Origin of the sequence: Streptomyces sp. NPDC015125, from assembly GCF_043080045.1 — a bacterium.
Lineage (GTDB): Bacteria > Actinomycetota > Actinomycetes > Streptomycetales > Streptomycetaceae > Streptomyces.
The window spans coordinates 256,148-273,314 of record NZ_JBIBVF010000003.1; the positions used below are offsets into that span (position 1 = coordinate 256,148).

Here is a 17,167-nt window from a genome sequence, read left to right on the forward strand (position 1 = left end):
GAGGTCGGGGGCCTTGATGTGGGGTGAGTAACGGGACTTGAACCCGCGACATCCTGGACCACAACCAGGTGCTCTACCAGCTGAGCTATACCCACCATGACCGGTGCTGTGTGGTTCTTTTTCCCCACCGGCTGAGAAAAAGTGTACAGGGTCCGAAGGGGTGCTCGCGCCCAGGTTTCGTGTGCCGGGGCCGAGGGCGTGTCGTGCGGGTCACGGCGGACCCGCCGGGGCCTGCACGACACGCGCCCGGTGGCTCACTTCGGCGTGGGCTGCGGCTCGGCAGGAAGGACGTGCTTGGCGGCAATGGCCTTCGCGGTGTCCGAGTCGGGGCCGGGCTGCGGCACGAAGACCGCCTCCCGGTAGTAGCGCAGTTCCGCGATGGATTCACGGATGTCCGCCAGCGCCCGGTGGTTGCCGCTCTTGTCCGGGCTGTTGAAGTAGGCCCGCGGATACCAGCGCCGGGCCAGCTCCTTCACGGACGAGACATCGACGATCCGGTAGTGGAGGTACTCCTCCAGCGTCGGCATGTCCCGCAGCAGGAAGCCGCGGTCGGTGCCGACGGAGTTGCCGCACAGCGGCGCCTTCCGCGGCTCCGGCACATGCTGCTTGATGTACGCAAGCACCTGTGCCTCGGCCGCCTCCAGCGTCGTGCCGCCGTCCAGTTCCTCCAGCAGCCCGGAGGTGGTGTGCATCCGGCGCACCACCTCCGGCATGGTGCCGAGTGCTTCGGCCGGGGGGCGGATCACCACATCCACCCCGTCGCCCAGCACATTCAGCTCCGAGTCGGTGACCAGTGCGGCCACCTCGATGAGCGCGTCATTCGCCAGCGAGAGTCCGGTCATCTCGCAGTCGATCCACACCATGCGATCGTTCATACATCTCACCCTACGGGGCGCTCGCGCTGTCCGGGCAGCACGGGGCGGACGGCTCCCCTCCCCACCGGGGATTCCGGCAGCCGGGAGGAGTACACATCCGACTGCGGTTTGCCCGCTTCGCCCGCTTCGGCGGAGGCCAGGCCGTGGCCGGCCAGCGCGGCGGCGGAGAACCGCTCCGCGCCCGCCCCCAGGGCCGCCCGCTCGCGCTCCGGCCGCTCGGCGCGCTCGGCCCGCTCCGGTCTGAGCGCGGGCTCGGCTGCCCCGTTCTGCGGCCGCCGTGCGCGGTAGGCCGCCCGGTAGGCGGCGGGCGAGGCGCCCAGCTGCCTGCGGAAGTGGCCGCGCAGGGCGACCGGCGAGCGGAATCCGCAGCGCCCCGCGACCTCGTCCACCGAATAGTCGGAGGTCTCCAGCAGCCGCTGGGCCTGCAGCACCCGCTGAGTGATCAGCCACTGCAGCGGAGCGCTCCCCGTCAGGGACCTGAAGCGCCGGTCGAAGGTGCGGCGGCTCATGTACGCACGCGCGGCCAGCGTCTCCACGTCGAACTGCTCGTGGAGGTGCTCCAGCGCCCAGGCGACGACCTCGGCCAGCGGGTCGGCGCCGATCTCTTCAGGTAATGACCTGTCGAGGTAGCGCTGGTGCCCCATATCGGAGGCGGTGCGGCGGGGCGGCACGACGAGCCGGCGGGCCAGCGCGTTCGCGGCGTCCGCGCCGTGGTCGGTGCGCACGATGTGCAGACACAGGTCGATGCCGGCCGCCGTTCCCGCGGACGTGAGCACATCGCCGTCGTCGACGAAGAGCTCGCGGGGATCCACATGGACGGACGGATAACGCTTGGCGAGCGTCGGCGCGTACATCCAGTGGGTCGTGGCCGGACGGCCATCGAGGAGTCCGGCTGCGGCGAGGACGAACGCCCCCGTGCACAACCCGACGATTCTGGCGCCTTCTTCATGCGCGCGGCGCAGCGCGTCGAGCGCCGCGGGCGGCGGCGCCTGGGTGATGGAACGCCAGGCCGGTACGACGACCGTCCCGGCACGGGAGATCGCCTCCAGCCCGTAGGGGGCGGATAGTTCGAGCCCCCCGGTCGTGCGCAAAGGCGCATCTTCGCCCGCGCACACAAGTAGCCGGTACCGCGGAACGCCTGCGTCCTGTCGGTCGATGCCGAAGACCGAGAGCGGAATGGAGCTCTCGAAAATGGGGCCGCCACTGAAGAGGAGCACCGCGACTATTTCGCGGCGTCGTCGGGCGGCGAGCTTGCGTGCGGCATCTGGTACGGCAGCGGAGTCCTGGCTCATGGCACTTAAGCCCCCCTCGGTCGTCTCGCCCTCTCGGTCCTGCACAGTTCCCCCGCCGTTACTACCAAGATCGAATCTACTGTGTTCCGTGAGGATGGAGTGCCAAGTTCACCACCCGCTGGTATGTCGATATGGCAACTTGGCGCGAAGCATTCGATCACGAAGCGTTCCACTCGTCGGGCCTACATGGGAAGTACGCGTCTCGGCTCTGCCCGTTCGCAGTAGGGCACAACCATGCCCAGCGGTCCTTTCCTCCCTGCTCACACCAGGGTTGAGGGGGGCTCGGGGCAAGGTGTGGACCTCGGCCGGAAGTTGGCTGAAAACGGTCGCGCGCAGACTTGCAAGTGCCTCAGTCGACCGGCGTACGCCCTTCGGAGTGCCGACCGCCTCCGTGCGCCGCCGACCCCAAATATGCCCTTCCGTCCCGGTGCCTTCCGGTCTCGCGTACCCGGATCCGTGCGGCGGTCCGTTCGGATTGCCGCAGCAGGGCGCGGCAGGCGCAGGTCACCGCGGCCAGACCGGCGGCGGTGCCGGCCGCGCCGGTCCAGGAAACGCCGCTGATGATCAGTACGAAGGGCACCAGGGCGCAACTGAAGGCGCCCCAGCGCATGACATCGCTCACTGGGTCGGGTGATCTGTCGGACGGCAACGGCACCGTGTGCTCCCCTCGGACGGGCTGCTACTACAACGCCGGCGACGATCATGGGTCACCGTGAGGGGTACGTACGGGGGCAGGCCGGGGCATTGCCATCCGGGCCACGCTCCGGCATGCTCCGGGGAACGTTCGAGGCCCCACCCCACCTCGCACGGGCGCCCCGCGTCCGCAGCGGGCTCTGGGCAGCGGGGGAGTGGCGCCGTACTCTTGGGGTATCGGGTTGGGAAGATGATTCCCAGTCGTATCGTTCCTCTTTGAACTATGGCTCCCGCACCTCGATAGAGCCAGCTCAGTCAACTGCCGGATCAAGTCAATCGCCGTTCCCCGTTCGCCCCTCCGCAAGAGGACGTCCTCGCCGAGACACCAATGGCCGGTCACGAAATCCCCGAACCCGCGGACCGCAAGCAGGTCGCCGATCCCATGGCGGACCTCGAAGCGGCGGAAAAGACGCGCCATTCCTGCGACCCCGCGTTCCGACACGGCGTCGTGGTCGGCTTCGACGGCTCCATGTCGAGCGAGCGCGCATTGGCGTATGCAATCGGTATGGCCCGGCGCCTCGGCTCCGGGCTGATCATCGTCCATGTGGCCAACCGGCTGCCGACGACCGTCTGGGCGGGCTGTGAGCCCCCGGTCTTCGTGGACGTACCGGATCACCGCACCGAAGTGCTCGGTCTGGAGCTGGCCTGCGCCGACCACCTCACCGAGGTCCCCTGGATCCTCGTCGAGCGCGGCGGCGACATCTGTCATGAGCTGGAGGAGGTCGGCCGGGAGTACGAGGCCGACGCGATCGTGGTCGGCTCCACCCACGGCATCGTCGGCCGGATCTTCGGCTCGGTGGCCGGCCGGCTCGCCCGCCGGGCGCAGCGCCCGGTGATCGTGATTCCCTGACGCCTCCTCGCCGTGCCCCCAACTCCCCGGATCGCGCGGCCCCTTCACCCCGGATGGCCGTCTCTCCGCGGCTTGCGCACAGGTGAGGGGGCGTCATGAGGAGGGTGTGCAGTTGTGTTTCCCCTGACCTGCGCAGGTGAATTGTGCGCCGACGAGGGGTAGAAAACGGTCACGTGGGCGCGCCGCATCACGGGCCCGGCGGCCGCGCGCACGGCAACTGCGTGCTGCCGGCCGGGAAGTGACGGTTCCCGGGGCGGCGGCATCCCGCCGGCGTATGGGCGACGCCGGCAAAGGGGAGGCAGCGGCTCCGCGCGCGTATGGTGGCACGCTCGCGGAGCCGCGGGCCCCTCGTTGCGCCTGAGCCGGCGCGGCTCTCGCGCGACCCCCGTGTGCGCGGGTTCTACTCCACCGTGACGGACTTGGCGAGGTTGCGGGGCTTGTCGATGTCCCGGCCCAGGGCCAGCGCCGTGTGGTAGGCGAGCAGTTGCAGCGGGATGCCCATCAGGATCGGGTCCAGCTCGGGCTCGTTCTTCGGGACGATGATGGTGTGGTCGGCCTTCTCCTGCTCCTGGTGCGCGACGGCCAGGATGCGGCCGCTGCGGGCCTTGATCTCCTCCAGCGCGGCGCGGTTCTTCTCCAGCAGGTCGTCGTCGGGGACGATCGCCACGGTCGGCATCGCGGGCTCGATGAGGGCGAGGGGGCCGTGCTTGAGCTCCGAGGCCGGGTAGGCCTCGGCGTGGATGTAGGAGATCTCCTTGAGCTTCAGGGAGGCCTCGCGGGCCACGGGGTAGCCGCGCACCCGGCCGATGAACATCATCGACTTGGCGTCCGAGTAGACGGCCGACAGCTCCTTGATCTCTTCCTCGCTCTTGAGGATCTCGTCGATCTGGGCGGGCAGCTTGCGCAGGCCCTCGATGATCCGCTTGCCGTCCGCGACGGACAGGTCACGGATGCGGCCGAGGTGCAGGGCGAGCAGCGCGAAGGAGACCACCATGTTGGTGAAGCACTTCGTGGAGACCACGCAGACCTCGGGGCCCGCGTGCACGTAGATGCCGCCGTCGGTCTCCCGGGCGATCGCCGAGCCGACCACGTTCACCAGGCCCAGGACCCGGGCGCCCTTGCGCTTGAGCTCCTGGACGGCCGCCAGGACGTCGTAGGTCTCGCCGGACTGGGAGACCGCCACGTACAGCGTGTCGGGGTCCACGACCGGGTTGCGGTAGCGGAACTCGGAGGCCGGCTCGGCGTCCGAGGGGATCCGGGCCAGCTCCTCGATCATCTGCGCGCCGATCTGGCCCGCGTGGTACGAGGTGCCGCAGCCCAGGATCTTCACCCGGCGCACCCCGCGCGCCTCACGGGCGTCGAGGTTCAGGCCGCCGAGGTGCACGGTCGAGAAGCGGTCGTCGATCCGTCCGCGCAGCGCGCGGTCCACCGCGTCCGCCTGCTCGGAGATCTCCTTGTGCATGTACGTGTCGTGGCCGCCCATGTCGTACGACTCGGCCGCGTACTCGACGGTCTCCGGAGCGGACGTGGTCCGCGAGCCCTCGGTGGTGTACGTGCGGTAGTCGTCGGCCTTGAGGGTGGCCATCTCGCCGTCGTCGAGGGTGACGACCTGGCGGGTGTGCGAGACCAGCGCGGCGACGTCCGAGGAGACGAACATCTCGTGCTCGCCGATGCCCAGGACGACCGGGGAGCCGTTGCGGGCGACGACGATGCGGTCGGGGAAGTCGGCGTGCAGCACGGCGATGCCGTAGGTGCCCTCGATGTGCCGCAGCGCCTCGCGGACCCGCTCCTCCAGCTTCTCGGCCGTCGAGCGGCCGATCAGGTGGGCCAGCACCTCGGTGTCGGTCTCGGAGGCGAAGACGACGCCCTCGGCGGTCAGGCGGGCGCGCAGGTCGGCGGCGTTGTCGATGATGCCGTTGTGGACGACCGCGACCTTGCCCTCGGTGTCGAGGTGCGGGTGGGCGTTCTCGTCGGTGGGCGCGCCATGGGTGGCCCAGCGGGTGTGCGCGATGCCCGTGGTGCCGGCGAACCGCTTCGGCACCCGTGACTCCAGCTCCCGGACCCGGCCCTTGGCCTTGGCGGTCTTCAGGCCGCCCGCGGCCTTGCCGGTGCCCTTGGCGTGGATGGCGATGCCCGCCGAGTCGTAGCCGCGGTACTCCAGGCGCTGCAGGCCCTCCAGGAGCAGCGGAGCAACATCACGTTTGCCGATATAGCCGACGATCCCGCACATACAGTGACCCTCCGAGAAGAACGTTGTGGCAATGGTTCGTGCCGCCCGGCGCCCCGGGCGTGGCCGTCAGCCGTAGACGAGGCGGCGCAGCTGGCGGGTCGAGAGATCGGGCGGGGCCACGGCGCGGTGCGGCACCTCGTGGCGGATCCGTTCGAAGATCTCCTCGTTGCGCAGTCCCTGGGACTGCAGCTCCCGATGGCGCCGCCGGACGAATTCCTCCGTCGTCTCGTCGAAGTACGCCAGCACATCGAGCACCACCCGGGCGGCCTCCCCGCGCTGCAGCGGTGTGCTGCGCACCAGGTGGTCCACCAGGTCTTCGTGCGGCGCCTCAGCGCTGCGGTTACGGCGTTCGAGCACCTGTCGATATTGCGGGGCGCCGCGCGGATACGCAAGAAATCTGCCCGATATCGGGCACGTCACTGAATCGGCGGCCGGAAAGTGGTCTACACCTTGACCGGAATCGAGGCTCGCGGTACGCATGGTCACCGTTCGGTCGCTCCATGCCATGCACGACGTCATGCACAAGGTTCGCCGAAGGGACCGTCGATGAGACGACGCAGACTGCTGTTCTCGCTGCTGCTGGTCGCGGCGGCGGGGCTGGGAACCGCCGCCGTACCGCCACCGGGCGCCGCGCACGCCGCCGCCCCGGCCGCCACCCCACTGGACCAGGTGATCCCCGCGCCCGCGTCCGTGCACAGCACCGGGGACGCGTACACCCTCGGTGACCGCACTCGGATCCGCGTGCCCGGCGGCTCCGGCGAGGCCCGGAGGGTGGCCGGCTATCTGGCGGGGCTGCTGCGGCCCGCCACCGGCTTCGGCCTCCCGGTGACCACCAAGGACGGCCGGGACGGCATCGTCCTCCGGCTCGGCGGCAGCGGCACCAAGGGGCTGGGGGCCGAGGGCTACCGGCTCACCTCCGGCGGCCGTGGTGTCACGATCAGCGCCGCCCGCCCGGCCGGGCTCTTCCACGGTGTGCAGACGCTGCGCCAGCTGCTGCCGGCCGACGTGGAGCGGGAAGGCGCCCGGCGCGGGACCTGGCGGATCGCCGGGGGCACCATCGCCGACTCCCCGCGCTACGCCTACCGGGGCGCGATGCTCGACGTCTCCCGGCACTTCTTCACCGTCGCGCAGGTCAAGCGGTATATCGACCAGCTCGCCATGTACAAGATCAACAAGCTGCATCTGCACCTCTCCGACGACCAGGGCTGGCGGATCGCCATCAAGTCCTGGCCGCGGCTGGCGACCTACGGCGGCTCCACCCAGGTCGGCGGCGGCGCCGGCGGCTACTACACCAAGGACGACTACCGCGAGATCATCCGCTATGCCGCGGCCCGCTATCTGACCGTCGTCCCCGAGATCGACATGCCGGGCCACACCAACGCCGCGCTGGCCTCCTACGCCCCGCTCAACTGCAACGGCCAGGCGCCACCGCTCTACACCGGCACCCAGGTCGGCTTCAGCTCCCTGTGCGTCCCCAAGAAGGAGACGTACGACTTCATCGACGACGTCATCCGCGAGCTCGCGGCCATGACACCCGGCCGCTACCTCCACATCGGCGGTGACGAGGCGCACTCCACCAGCCATGAGGACTACGTGACCTTCATGGACAAGGTGCAGCCGGTGGTCGCCAAGTACGGCAAGACCGTGCTCGGCTGGCACCAGCTGACCGGAGCGCACCCGGCGAAGGGCGCCGTCGCCCAGTACTGGGGCTACGACAAGACGGGCGCGGCCGAGCGCCGGCAGGTCGCCGACGCCGCCAGGAACGGCACCCGGCTGATCCTCTCGCCCGCCGACCGCGCCTACCTCGACATGAAGTACGACAAGAACACGCCGCTGGGCCTGGCCTGGGCCGGCTATGTCGACACCAGGCGCTCCTACGACTGGGACCCCGGCAGCTACCTCCAGGACGCTCCCGCGCAGTCCGTCCTCGGCGTCGAGGCGCCCCTGTGGTCGGAGACGCTCTCCACCACCGCCCACATCGAGTACATGGCCTTCCCCCGGCTGCCGGGCATCGCCGAGCTGGGCTGGTCGCCGGCGTCCACGCACGACTGGGACGACTACAAGGTGCGGCTGGCCGCCCAGGGGCCGCGCTGGGACGCGCTGGGCATCGGTTACTACCGTGCGCCGGAGGTGCCGTGGCCCGCGAAGTGAGCGGGTGAGCGGGTGAGCGGGGGAGCGGAACGGCACCGCTCCCGCACGCCCTACGGCCGGCCCCGCCATGCAGGGCCGGCCGTAGGGCTGTCCGTAGGACCGGCCGTAGGGCGCCGGATCAGGCGCTCAGGCCCAACTCCCGGGCGATCAGCATCCGCTGGACCTCGCTGGTGCCCTCGCCGATCTCCAGGATCTTGGCATCCCGCCACATCCGGGCGACCGGGTACTCGTTCATGAAGCCGTACCCGCCGTGGATCTGGGTGGCCTCACGGGCGTTGTCCACCGCGATCTCGGAGGAGTAGAGCTTGGCGAGCGCGGCCTCCTTCTTGAAGGACTCGCCGTGCACCAGCCGGGACGCGGCATCGCGCCAGGCCAGCCGGGAGGTGTGGGCACGCATCTCCATGTCGGCGAGCTTGAACTGGATGGCCTGGTTGGTGCCGATCGCGCGGCCGAAGGCCTGCCGCTCCTTGGCGTAGCGCACCGACTCGTCCACACAGCCCTGGGCCAGGCCGGTGGCCAGTGCCGCGATCGCGATCCGGCCCTCGTCGAGGATGCGCAGGAACTGTGCGTAGCCGCGGCCCTCCTCGCCCACCAGGTTGGCGGCCGGGACCCGGACATCGGAGAAGGACAGTTCACGGGTGTCGGACGCGCTCCAGCCGACCTTGGAGTACGGGGCGCCGACGGTGAAGCCCGGGGTGCCGGAGGGCACGATGATCGAGGAGATCAGCGGGGCGCCATTGTCCTTGCGGCCGGTGACGGCGGTGACCGTGACCAGGCCGGTGAGGTCCGTACCGGAGTTGGTGATGAAGCACTTGCTGCCGTTGATCACCCAGTCCCCGCCCTCGCGGACCGCGGTCGTCCGCGTCGCGCCGGCGTCCGAGCCGCCGTCCGGCTCGGTGAGGCCGAACGCGCCGAGCACCTCCCCGCTGCACAGCTTCGGCAGCCACTCGCGCTTCTGCTCTTCCGTGCCGAAGTGGTAAATGGGCATGGCGCCCAGCGAGACGCCGGCCTCCAGGGTGATGGCCACCGAGGAGTCGACCCGGGCCAGCTCTTCCAGGGCGATGCCGAGCGCGAGGTAGTCGCCGCCCATCCCGCCGTACTCCTCGGGGAACGGCAGACCGAACAGGCCCATCCGGCCCATCTCCTGCACGATCTCGTACGGGAACGCATGCTGCTCGTAGTACTCGCCGATCTTCGGGGCGACGACGTCGTGCGCGAAGGCCTCGACCGTACGCCGGAGTTCTTCCAGCTCGGCGGGCAGACGGTGGTCAAGGGACATGAGGGTCACTCCTTGTGGGAGAGGGCGCGAAGGGTGCGGGAGGGGCTCGGCCGGCCCAGGACGTCCGCCATCCACACGCTGGTGGCGGCCAGTCGGTCCAGGTCGACCCCGGTCTCGATGCCGAGGCCGTGCAGCATCCACACCAGGTCTTCGGTGGCGAGGTTGCCGGTGGCGCTCTTGGCGTAGGGGCAGCCGCCGAGGCCGCCCGCCGAGGCGTCGATGGTGGTGATGCCGTGCTGCAGCGCGGCATAGGTGTTGGCGAGGGCCTGCCCGTAGGTGTCGTGGAAGTGCACACCGATACGGGGCGTGGGCACGCCGGCCTCGTTGAGGGAGGCCAGCAGGGCCTGTACATGGCCGGGGGTGGCCACGCCGATGGTGTCGCCCAGGCTCAGCTCGTCGCAGCCCAGGTCGAGCAGCGCCCGGCAGACCCGGACGGTCTGCGCGATGGGCACCGGGCCTTCCCAGGGGTCGCCGAAGCACATCGAGAGATAGCCGCGGACCTGCACCTTGGCGTCCTTGGCACGCGCGACGACCGGCGCGAACATCGCCAGTGCCTCGTCGACCGTGCGGTTGAGGTTGGCCTTGGCGAAGGATTCGGTGGCGCTGCCGAACACCGCGATCCGGCGGGCGCCCAGGGCGAGCGCGCGGTCCAGACCGCGTTCGTTGGGCACCAGCACGGGCAGCCGGTGCGGATCGATGCCGTCCAGCTGCGGGAACAGCTGCTCCGCATCGGCGAGTTGGGGCACCCACTTGGGGTGGACGAAGCTGGTGGCCTCGACGGTGGGCAGTCCGGCGTCGGCGAGCCGGCGGATGAACTCGGCCTTGATCTCCGTGGGCACGACGGTCTGCTCGTTCTGCAGGCCGTCGCGCGCGCCGACCTCATGGATGCGCACGCGGGTGGGCAGCCCCTCCGCGGCGATCTCCATCGGCAGTCCGGCGGCGGTCATCGGGCGCTCCCCTGCTCGTCCGCGGGCGCCGTCGCGGAAGCGGCGGCCCCGTCGGCGGCCCCGTCGGCGGCCCCGTCCGCGGCCCCGTCGGGGGTCTCGTGCGGGGCGATCACGGCCAGGATCTGGTCCATGGCGACGGTGGCGCCCGCGGTGACGTCGAGTTCGGTGACGGTCCCGGCGTGCGGTGCGGAGATGACGTGCTCCATCTTCATCGCCTCGACCACCAGCAGGCCCTGGCCCGCGGCCACCTCGTCGCCGACCGCCACCTTCACGACGGTGACGGTGCCCGGCATCGGGGCGGCCAGGGTGTCCGCGCCATGCGCCCCGGCGGCCCCGCGCAGCGCCGCGGCCACCGGGTCGTACGAGGTCACCTGCCAGGAGTCGCCGTCCCGGCCGAGCCAGTCGCCGCTGCGGTGGAAGGTGTGCAGCACCCCGTCGACGGTGACCCGTACGCGGTCCGGTGTGACCTGCCCGGCCGCCTCCGCGCCCGGCCGTACGTCGTGGGCGACCGGGTCGTGGCCCGGGACGCGCAGCCAGTGGCGGACCGGGGCGGGCTCGCCGCCGAGGCGGAAGCCGTTCGGCGCCGCGAACGGGTCGCGCCAGCCGCCCCCGTCCACCGCGGGCTCCAGAACGGCCTGCCGCACCGCGGCCGCCGCCGCATACACCTCGTCCGGCACCCCGCCGTCGACCAGCCCGGCCGCCTCGCGCTCCACCAGCCCGGTGTCCAGCTCGCCGGAGACCACGTCCGGATGGGCCAGCAGCCGCCGCAGGAAACCGGCGTTGGTGGTCACCCCGAGGGTGACCGTCCCGGCCAGTGCGGCCCGCAGCCGGCGCAGCGCACTCGCCCGGTCCGGGCCGTGGGCGATGACCTTGGACAGCATCGGGTCGTAGCGGCTGCCGACCTCCACCCCCTGGGACAGACCGGAGTCCGTACGCAGCCCGTCGCCCTGCACCTCGTGCAGCGCCAGCACCGTGCCGCCGGTCGGCAGGAAGTCCCGGGCCGGGTCCTCGGCGCAGATCCGGGCCTCGACGGCGTGCCCGGTGAGGGTGATGTCCTCCTGGGTGTGATGCAGCTGCTCGCCGGCCGCGACCCGCAGCTGCCACTCCACCAGGTCGATACCGGTGACGAGCTCGGTGACCGGGTGCTCGACCTGGAGGCGGGTGTTCATCTCCATGAAGAAGTACGAGGCCGGGTCCTTGCCCGGGACGATGAACTCGACGGTGCCGGCGCCGCGGTAGCCGCACGAGCGGGCCGCCTGGACGGCCGCCTCGCCCATCGCGGCGCGGGTCGCCTCGTCCAGCAGGACCGAGGGGGCCTCCTCGATGACCTTCTGGTGGCGGCGCTGCAGGGAGCACTCGCGCTCGCCGAGGTGGATGACGTTGCCGTGGCCGTCCGCCAGCACCTGGATCTCGATGTGCCGGGGCCGGTCGATCCAGCGCTCGACGAGCAGGGTGTCGTCGCCGAAGGAGGAGCGGGCCTCCCGGCGCGCGGAGGCGATCTCGTCGGCCAGCAGCGCCTCCTCGCGGACCAGCCGCATGCCCTTGCCGCCGCCGCCCGCGGACGGCTTGAGCAGCACCGGCATGCCGATCTCCCGGGCCGCGGCGGCCAGTTGGCCGTCGTCCAGCCCGCTGCCCGAGGAGCCGGGGACGACCGGGACACCGGCCTCCCGCACCGTCTCCTTGGCCCGGATCTTGTCGCCCATCAGCTCGATGGCGTCCGCGGACGGGCCGATGAAGACCAGCCCGGCGTCCGCGCAGGCGCGGGCGAAGCCGGCGTTCTCCGCGAGAAAGCCATAGCCGGGGTGGACGGCCTGCGCACCGGTCCGGGCGGCCGCGTCCAGCAGCCGCTCCACCGACAGATAGCTCTCGGCGGCCGGGGCCGGGCCGATCCGTACGGCGGTGTCGGCCTCGCGGACATGGCGGGCGTCGGCGTCCGCATCGCTGAAGACGGCGACCGAGCGGATGCCGAGGGCGCGCAGCGTACGGATGACACGGACCGCGATCTCGCCGCGGTTGGCGATCAGCACGGTGTCGAAATTGGTGGCCATTGCTGGGGACATCCCTCTCACATCCGGAAGACGCCGTAGCCGGGCGCGGTGCTGTCCTTCTGGGGCAGTGGCGCATTGGCGCAGGCGGTCAGCGCCAGGCCCAGCACCTGCCGGGTCTCCAGCGGGTCGATCACGCCGTCGTCCCACAGCCGCGCGGTCGCGTAGTAGGCGTTGCCCTGGGTCTCGTACTGCTCGCGGACCGGCGCCTTGAAGGCGGCCTCCTCCTCGGCGCTCCACTCCTCGCCGTGCGCCTCCAACTGGTCGCGCTTGACGGTCGCGAGGACGGAGGCGGCCTGTTCGCCGCCCATCACCGAGATCTTGGCGTTCGGCCACATCCACAGGAAGCGGGGGGAGTAGGCCCGGCCGCACATGGAGTAGTTGCCCGCCCCGTAGGAGCCGCCGATGACGACCGTCAGCTTGGGCACGCGGGTGCAGGCCACCGCCGTCACCATCTTCGCGCCGTGCTTGGCGATGCCGCCGGCCTCGTACGAGCGGCCGACCATGAAGCCGGAGATGTTCTGGAGGAACAGCAGCGGGATACCGCGCTGGTCGCACAGCTCGATGAAGTGGGCGCCCTTCTGGGCGGATTCGGAGAACAGGATGCCGTTGTTGGCGACGATGCCGACCGGGTGGCCGTGGAGATGGGCGAAGCCGGTGACCAGGGTCGTGCCGTACTCCGCCTTGAACTCCGCGAAGCGCGAGCCGTCCACGAGCCGGGCGATCACCTCCCGGACGTCGTAGGGCGTACGGGAGTCCGCGGGCACCACGCCGTACAGCCCGGCCGGGTCGGCCTTGGGCTCCTCGACGGGCCGCACGGTCCACGGGAGCGGTTCGCGCTCGCCGAGGGTGCCGACGATGCCGCGCACCAGGCGCAGCGCATGGGCGTCGTCCTCGGCGAGGTGGTCGGTGACCCCGGAGGTCCTGGAGTGCACCTCGCCGCCGCCCAGCTCCTCGGCGGTGACCACCTCGCCGGTGGCGGCCTTCACCAGCGGCGGACCGCCCAGGAAGATCGTGCCCTGGTTGCGGACGATCACGGCCTCGTCGCTCATCGCGGGGACGTAGGCGCCGCCCGCCGTGCAGGACCCGAGGACGGCGGCGATCTGCGGAATCCCCGCACCCGACATCCGGGCCTGGTTGTAGAAGATCCGCCCGAAGTGCTCCCGGTCGGGGAAGACCTCGTCCTGCATCGGCAGGAAGGCGCCGCCGGAGTCCACGAGGTAGAGACAGGGCAGGCGGTTCTCCAGGGCGATCTCCTGCGCCCGCAGGTGCTTCTTGACCGTCATCGGGTAGTACGTGCCGCCCTTGACCGTGGCGTCATTGGCGACGATCACCGTCTCGCGGCCGGAGACCCGGCCGATGCCGGCGATCACGCCGGCGGCCGGCGCGGCCCCGCCGTACATCCCCTCCGCGGCCAGCGGCGCCAGCTCCAGGAACGGCGAGCCGGGGTCCAGCACGGCGTCCACCCGGTCGCGGGGCAGCAGTTTGCCGCGGGCGGTGTGCCGTGCCCTGGCCTTCGCGCCGCCGCCCAGCCGGGCCGACGCGAGCTTCTCGCGCAGCTCTGCGGCCAGCTCGCGGTGCGCGGCCTCGTTGGCCCGCCAGGAGTCGGACGCCGGGTCGGCGGTACTCCCCAGCACCGGTGCCTGCTCCATCAGTACGAGCCCCCTTGCTCGGTCGACTGTCCCGGAGCCGCGACCGCGGCTGCCGGGCCATCCGGGTTAATGGGCGTTAACCACGTCTGCTGTCAGGTTAACGAGCACTAACCCGGCTGTCTACAATCGACGGCATGAGTAATGCGCAGTCCTCCGCCCCGACCAGCCGCCGCGAGCAGATCCTCAAGGAGGCGGCCCGGCTCTTCGCGGAGCGCGGCTTCCACGGCGTCGGCGTGGACGAGATAGGGGCGGCCGTGGGCATCTCGGGACCCGGCCTCTACCGGCATTTCGCCGGCAAGGAAGCGATGCTCGCCGAGCTGCTGGTCGGGATCAGCGAGCGGTTGCTGGAGGGCGGCCGGATGCGGGTGGCCGAGGGCGGCGAGAGTCCGGAGGCGGTGCTGGACGCGCTGATCGAGGGCCATATCGACTTCGCGCTGGACGACCGGCCGCTGATCACCCTGCACGACCGTGAGCTGGACCGGCTGCGGGAGGCCGACCGCAAGCGGGTCCGCCGGCTCCAGCGGGAGTATGTGGAGCTGTGGGTGGAGGTCGTCCGCCGGGTCCACCCGGTCCCCTCCGAATCCCAGGCCCGCGCCGGGGTGCACGCCGTCTTCGGCCTGCTCAACTCCACCCCGCACCTCGGTCGTCCGGGTGCCCTCCCGGGCCGTACGGAGATGGCGGAACTGCTGCACCGGCTGGCGCTGGGGGCGTTCGGCGCGGTGGCCGGGGAGCCGGCGGGCGGGGAGCCGGTGGCGGGGGAGTCGATCGCGGTGGGTGTGCCGGGGGCGTAGCGCGCACGGGGCGGGGTGTGGCGCGTGCGCAGGCGGGGGGTGTGGCGCGTACGGGGCGGGGATGTGGCGTCGCCCACCGGGTTTCGTTCACCCCTGGACAGCTTTAGTGACTGGCCGGTAGCTTTCGCTTCAGAGAAGCTGAGCAAGCGCTTAGCCAGACGCGGCGGTCTAAGGAGGCCATGGCATGCGCCGTACGGTGTTCAACGAGGATCACGAGGCGTTCCGGGAGACCCTGCGGGCCTTCATCGAGGCCGAGGTCGTGCCGGTGTACGACGAGTGGTTCGCCGCGGGCCAGACGCCGCGCGACTTCTACTACAAGCTCGCCGAGCTGGGCATATTCGGTATTCGCGTCGACGAGGAGTACGGCGGCGCGGGCATCGACTCGTACAAGTTCGAGGCCGTGATGTACGAGGAGACCTCGCGCGCGGGCGTCTCCTTCGGCGGCTCCGGCGTGCACGTCCTGCTCGGGCTGCCGTACCTCAAGATGCTCGCCACCGACGAGCAGAAGAAGCGCTTCCTGCCGAAGTTCGTCTCCGGCGAGGAGATGTGGGCCCTCGCGATGACCGAGCCGGGCACCGGCTCCGACCTCGCGGGCATGAAGACCACCGCGAAGCTCTCCGAGGACGGCACGCACTACGTGCTCAACGGCGCCAAGACCTTCATCACCGGCGGCGTGCACGCCGACCGCGTGATCGTCTGCGCCCGTACCGCCCCGCCGAAGGAGGACGACCGCCGCTTCGGCATCTCGCTCTTCGCCGTCGACACCAAGAGCGAGGGCTACTCCGTCGGCCGCAAGCTGGACAAGCTCGGCCTGAAGGTCTCCGACACCGCCGAGCTGGCCTTCGTCGACGTCAAGGTCCCGGTCGAGGACCTGCTGGGCGAGGAGAACAAGGGCTTCGGCTACCTGGGCCTGAACCTCGCCTCGGAGCGCTGGGGCATCGCCTTCGGTGCGTACGCGCAGGCCGCCGCGGCCGTCCGGTTCGCCAAGGAGTACGTGCAGGAGCGCACCATCTTCGGCAAGACCGTCGCCTCCTTCCAGAACACCAAGTTCGAGCTGGCCGCCTGCCAGGCCGAGGTGGACGCCGCGCAGGCCGTCGCCGACCGCACCCTGGAGGCCCTCGACGCCGGCGAGCTGTCCCCGGCCGAGGCCGCCAGCGCCAAGCTGTTCTGCACCGAGGTCGCGCACCGCGTGATCGACAAGTGCCTCCAGCTGCACGGCGGGTACGGCTACATGAACGAGTACCCGATCGCCCGCCTCTACGCCGACAACCGCGTCAACCGGATCTACGGCGGCACCAGCGAGGTCATGAAGTCGATCATCGCCAAGTCCATGGGCCTCTAGGCCGTAAGGGCACCGTGCACGTGAACGACGCACTGAGGTCCCTGCTCGATCTGCTCGCTCTGGAGCGGATCGAGCAGGACATCTTCCGCGGCGAGAGCCGCGCCTCGGTCGTGCCCCGGGTCTTCGGCGGCCAGGTCGCCGCCCAGGCCCTGGTCGCGGCCGGCCGCACGGTCCCCGAGGACCGGCCGCCGCACTCCCTGCACGCGTACTTCCTGCGCCCCGGGGACCCCGGCGCCCCCATCGTCTACACCGTCGACCGGATCCGCGACGGCCGCTCCTTCACCACCCGGCGGATCGTCGCCGTCCAGCACGGCCAGCCGATCTTCCACCTCTCGGCCTCCTTCCAGGTAGCCGAAGAGGGGCTGGAGCACCAGGAACCGATGCCGCCGGCGCCGGACCCGCTGGAGCTGCCCAGCCCGGCCGAGATCCTGCCGCAGCACGCCGGACGGTTCCTCACCCCGGCCGTCGCCGACCGCCTGCTGGAGGCCCGGGCCGCGATCGACCTGCGCTACGTCGACGCGCCGCCCTACGCCACCGTCGGCGAGGTGCGCGAGCCCCGCTCGCAGGTCTGGTTCCGCACCAACGGCGACCTGGACAAGGCCCTCGCCGACGGCGCCGACTGCGGCGACACCGTCACCCGCCCCCTGCTGGACATCTGCCTGGTCACCTACGTCTCCGACATGACCCTGCTGGACTCGATCCTGCTCGCGCACGGCCGCGGCGGCTGGGCGGTCGGCGACGTGGTCGGCGCCAGCCTGGACCACGCGATGTGGTTCCACCGCCCGCTGCGCGCCGACGACTGGCTGCTCTACGACCAGGAGTCCCCCACCGCCCAGGCCGGCCGGGGCCTGGGCAAGGGCCGGATCTTCACGGCCGACGGGCAGCTGGCGGTGTCGGTGATCCAGGAGGGGGTCATCCGGGTGCCGCGGGGGTAAGTGGGGCGTTCACGGGCGCTGCTGTGGCGCTTGTGGAGGTCGTACTGCGGCCACCCGTCACGGAGGCCCCGGCAGCGGAACTCGT

14 protein-coding genes and 1 tRNA gene are annotated in these 17,167 nt (G+C 71.1%); 5 read left to right on the forward strand and 10 right to left on the reverse strand.

Annotation, left to right across the window (positions count from 1 at the left end):
* Positions 1 to 19: 19 nt before the first annotated feature.
* The 4 genes from ACF088_RS11040 to ACF088_RS11055 all read right to left on the reverse strand — a co-directional run bounded on the left by ACF088_RS11040 (position 20) and on the right by ACF088_RS11055 (position 2,789).
* Positions 20 to 95, reverse strand: a tRNA-His gene (locus tag ACF088_RS11040).
* 159 nt (positions 96 to 254) lie between these two features.
* Complete coding sequence (orn, locus tag ACF088_RS11045) at positions 255 to 875, reverse strand: oligoribonuclease (protein ID WP_392375339.1); 621 nt, start codon at positions 873 to 875, stop codon at positions 255 to 257.
* A gap of 5 nt (positions 876 to 880) precedes the next feature.
* Positions 881 to 2,167, reverse strand: a complete 1,287-nt coding sequence (locus tag ACF088_RS11050; RefSeq protein WP_392375341.1) for a GlxA family transcriptional regulator — start codon at positions 2,165 to 2,167, stop codon at positions 881 to 883.
* Between the two features lie 349 nt (positions 2,168 to 2,516).
* Entirely contained in the window at positions 2,517 to 2,789 is a 273-nt protein-coding gene (locus ACF088_RS11055) for a hypothetical protein (RefSeq protein WP_392375342.1), read from the reverse strand.
* A gap of 399 nt (positions 2,790 to 3,188) precedes the next feature.
* On the opposite strand from ACF088_RS11055, the gene ACF088_RS11060 reads away from it, so the two are divergent.
* Positions 3,189 to 3,710 (forward strand): universal stress protein, encoded by a 522-nt coding sequence (locus ACF088_RS11060; protein WP_018093093.1) that lies wholly within the window; start codon positions 3,189 to 3,191, stop codon positions 3,708 to 3,710.
* 400 nt (positions 3,711 to 4,110) lie between these two features.
* On the opposite strand, the gene glmS is transcribed toward ACF088_RS11060, so the two are convergent.
* Complete coding sequence (glmS, locus tag ACF088_RS11065; RefSeq protein WP_392375344.1) at positions 4,111 to 5,940, reverse strand: glutamine--fructose-6-phosphate transaminase (isomerizing); 1,830 nt, start codon at positions 5,938 to 5,940, stop codon at positions 4,111 to 4,113.
* 66 nt (positions 5,941 to 6,006) lie between these two features.
* Positions 6,007 to 6,297, reverse strand: a complete 291-nt coding sequence (locus ACF088_RS11070) for a hypothetical protein (protein ID WP_392375346.1) — start codon at positions 6,295 to 6,297, stop codon at positions 6,007 to 6,009.
* Between the two features lie 189 nt (positions 6,298 to 6,486).
* On the opposite strand from ACF088_RS11070, the gene ACF088_RS11075 reads away from it, so the two are divergent.
* Entirely contained in the window at positions 6,487 to 8,091 is a 1,605-nt protein-coding gene (locus tag ACF088_RS11075; RefSeq protein WP_392375348.1) for a beta-N-acetylhexosaminidase, read from the forward strand.
* A gap of 118 nt (positions 8,092 to 8,209) precedes the next feature.
* Here ACF088_RS11075 and ACF088_RS11080 read toward each other — a convergent pair whose 3' ends face one another.
* The 4 genes from ACF088_RS11080 to ACF088_RS11095 are packed head-to-tail and all read right to left on the reverse strand — an operon-like array spanning position 8,210 to position 14,014.
* On the reverse strand, positions 8,210 to 9,370 hold the full coding sequence (locus ACF088_RS11080; RefSeq protein WP_392375350.1) for an acyl-CoA dehydrogenase family protein: 1,161 nt from the start codon (positions 9,368 to 9,370) through the stop codon (positions 8,210 to 8,212).
* A 5-nt stretch (positions 9,371 to 9,375) separates the two neighbouring features.
* Positions 9,376 to 10,317, reverse strand: coding sequence for a hydroxymethylglutaryl-CoA lyase (locus tag ACF088_RS11085; RefSeq protein ID WP_392375352.1), 942 nt, complete (start codon positions 10,315 to 10,317; stop codon positions 9,376 to 9,378).
* Entirely contained in the window at positions 10,314 to 12,365 is a 2,052-nt protein-coding gene (locus ACF088_RS11090; protein WP_392375354.1) for an acetyl-CoA carboxylase biotin carboxylase subunit, read from the reverse strand. The genes ACF088_RS11085 and ACF088_RS11090 overlap by 4 nt, the downstream gene beginning before the upstream one ends.
* Positions 12,366 to 12,382: 17 nt before the next feature.
* On the reverse strand, positions 12,383 to 14,014 hold the full coding sequence (locus ACF088_RS11095) for a carboxyl transferase domain-containing protein (RefSeq protein ID WP_392375355.1): 1,632 nt from the start codon (positions 14,012 to 14,014) through the stop codon (positions 12,383 to 12,385).
* A gap of 134 nt (positions 14,015 to 14,148) precedes the next feature.
* Here ACF088_RS11095 and ACF088_RS11100 point away from each other — a divergent pair, with 134 nt between their 5' ends.
* The 3 genes from ACF088_RS11100 (at position 14,149) to ACF088_RS11110 (ending at position 17,082) form a co-directional block, all read left to right on the forward strand.
* A complete protein-coding gene (locus ACF088_RS11100; protein WP_392375357.1) occupies positions 14,149 to 14,805 on the forward strand; it encodes a TetR/AcrR family transcriptional regulator in 657 nt (218 codons plus the stop codon).
* Between the two features lie 184 nt (positions 14,806 to 14,989).
* Positions 14,990 to 16,147 (forward strand): acyl-CoA dehydrogenase family protein, encoded by a 1,158-nt coding sequence (locus ACF088_RS11105; RefSeq protein WP_392375359.1) that lies wholly within the window; start codon positions 14,990 to 14,992, stop codon positions 16,145 to 16,147.
* 20 nt (positions 16,148 to 16,167) lie between these two features.
* Entirely contained in the window at positions 16,168 to 17,082 is a 915-nt protein-coding gene (locus ACF088_RS11110) for an acyl-CoA thioesterase (protein ID WP_392375361.1), read from the forward strand.
* Positions 17,083 to 17,167 lie beyond the last annotated feature (85 nt).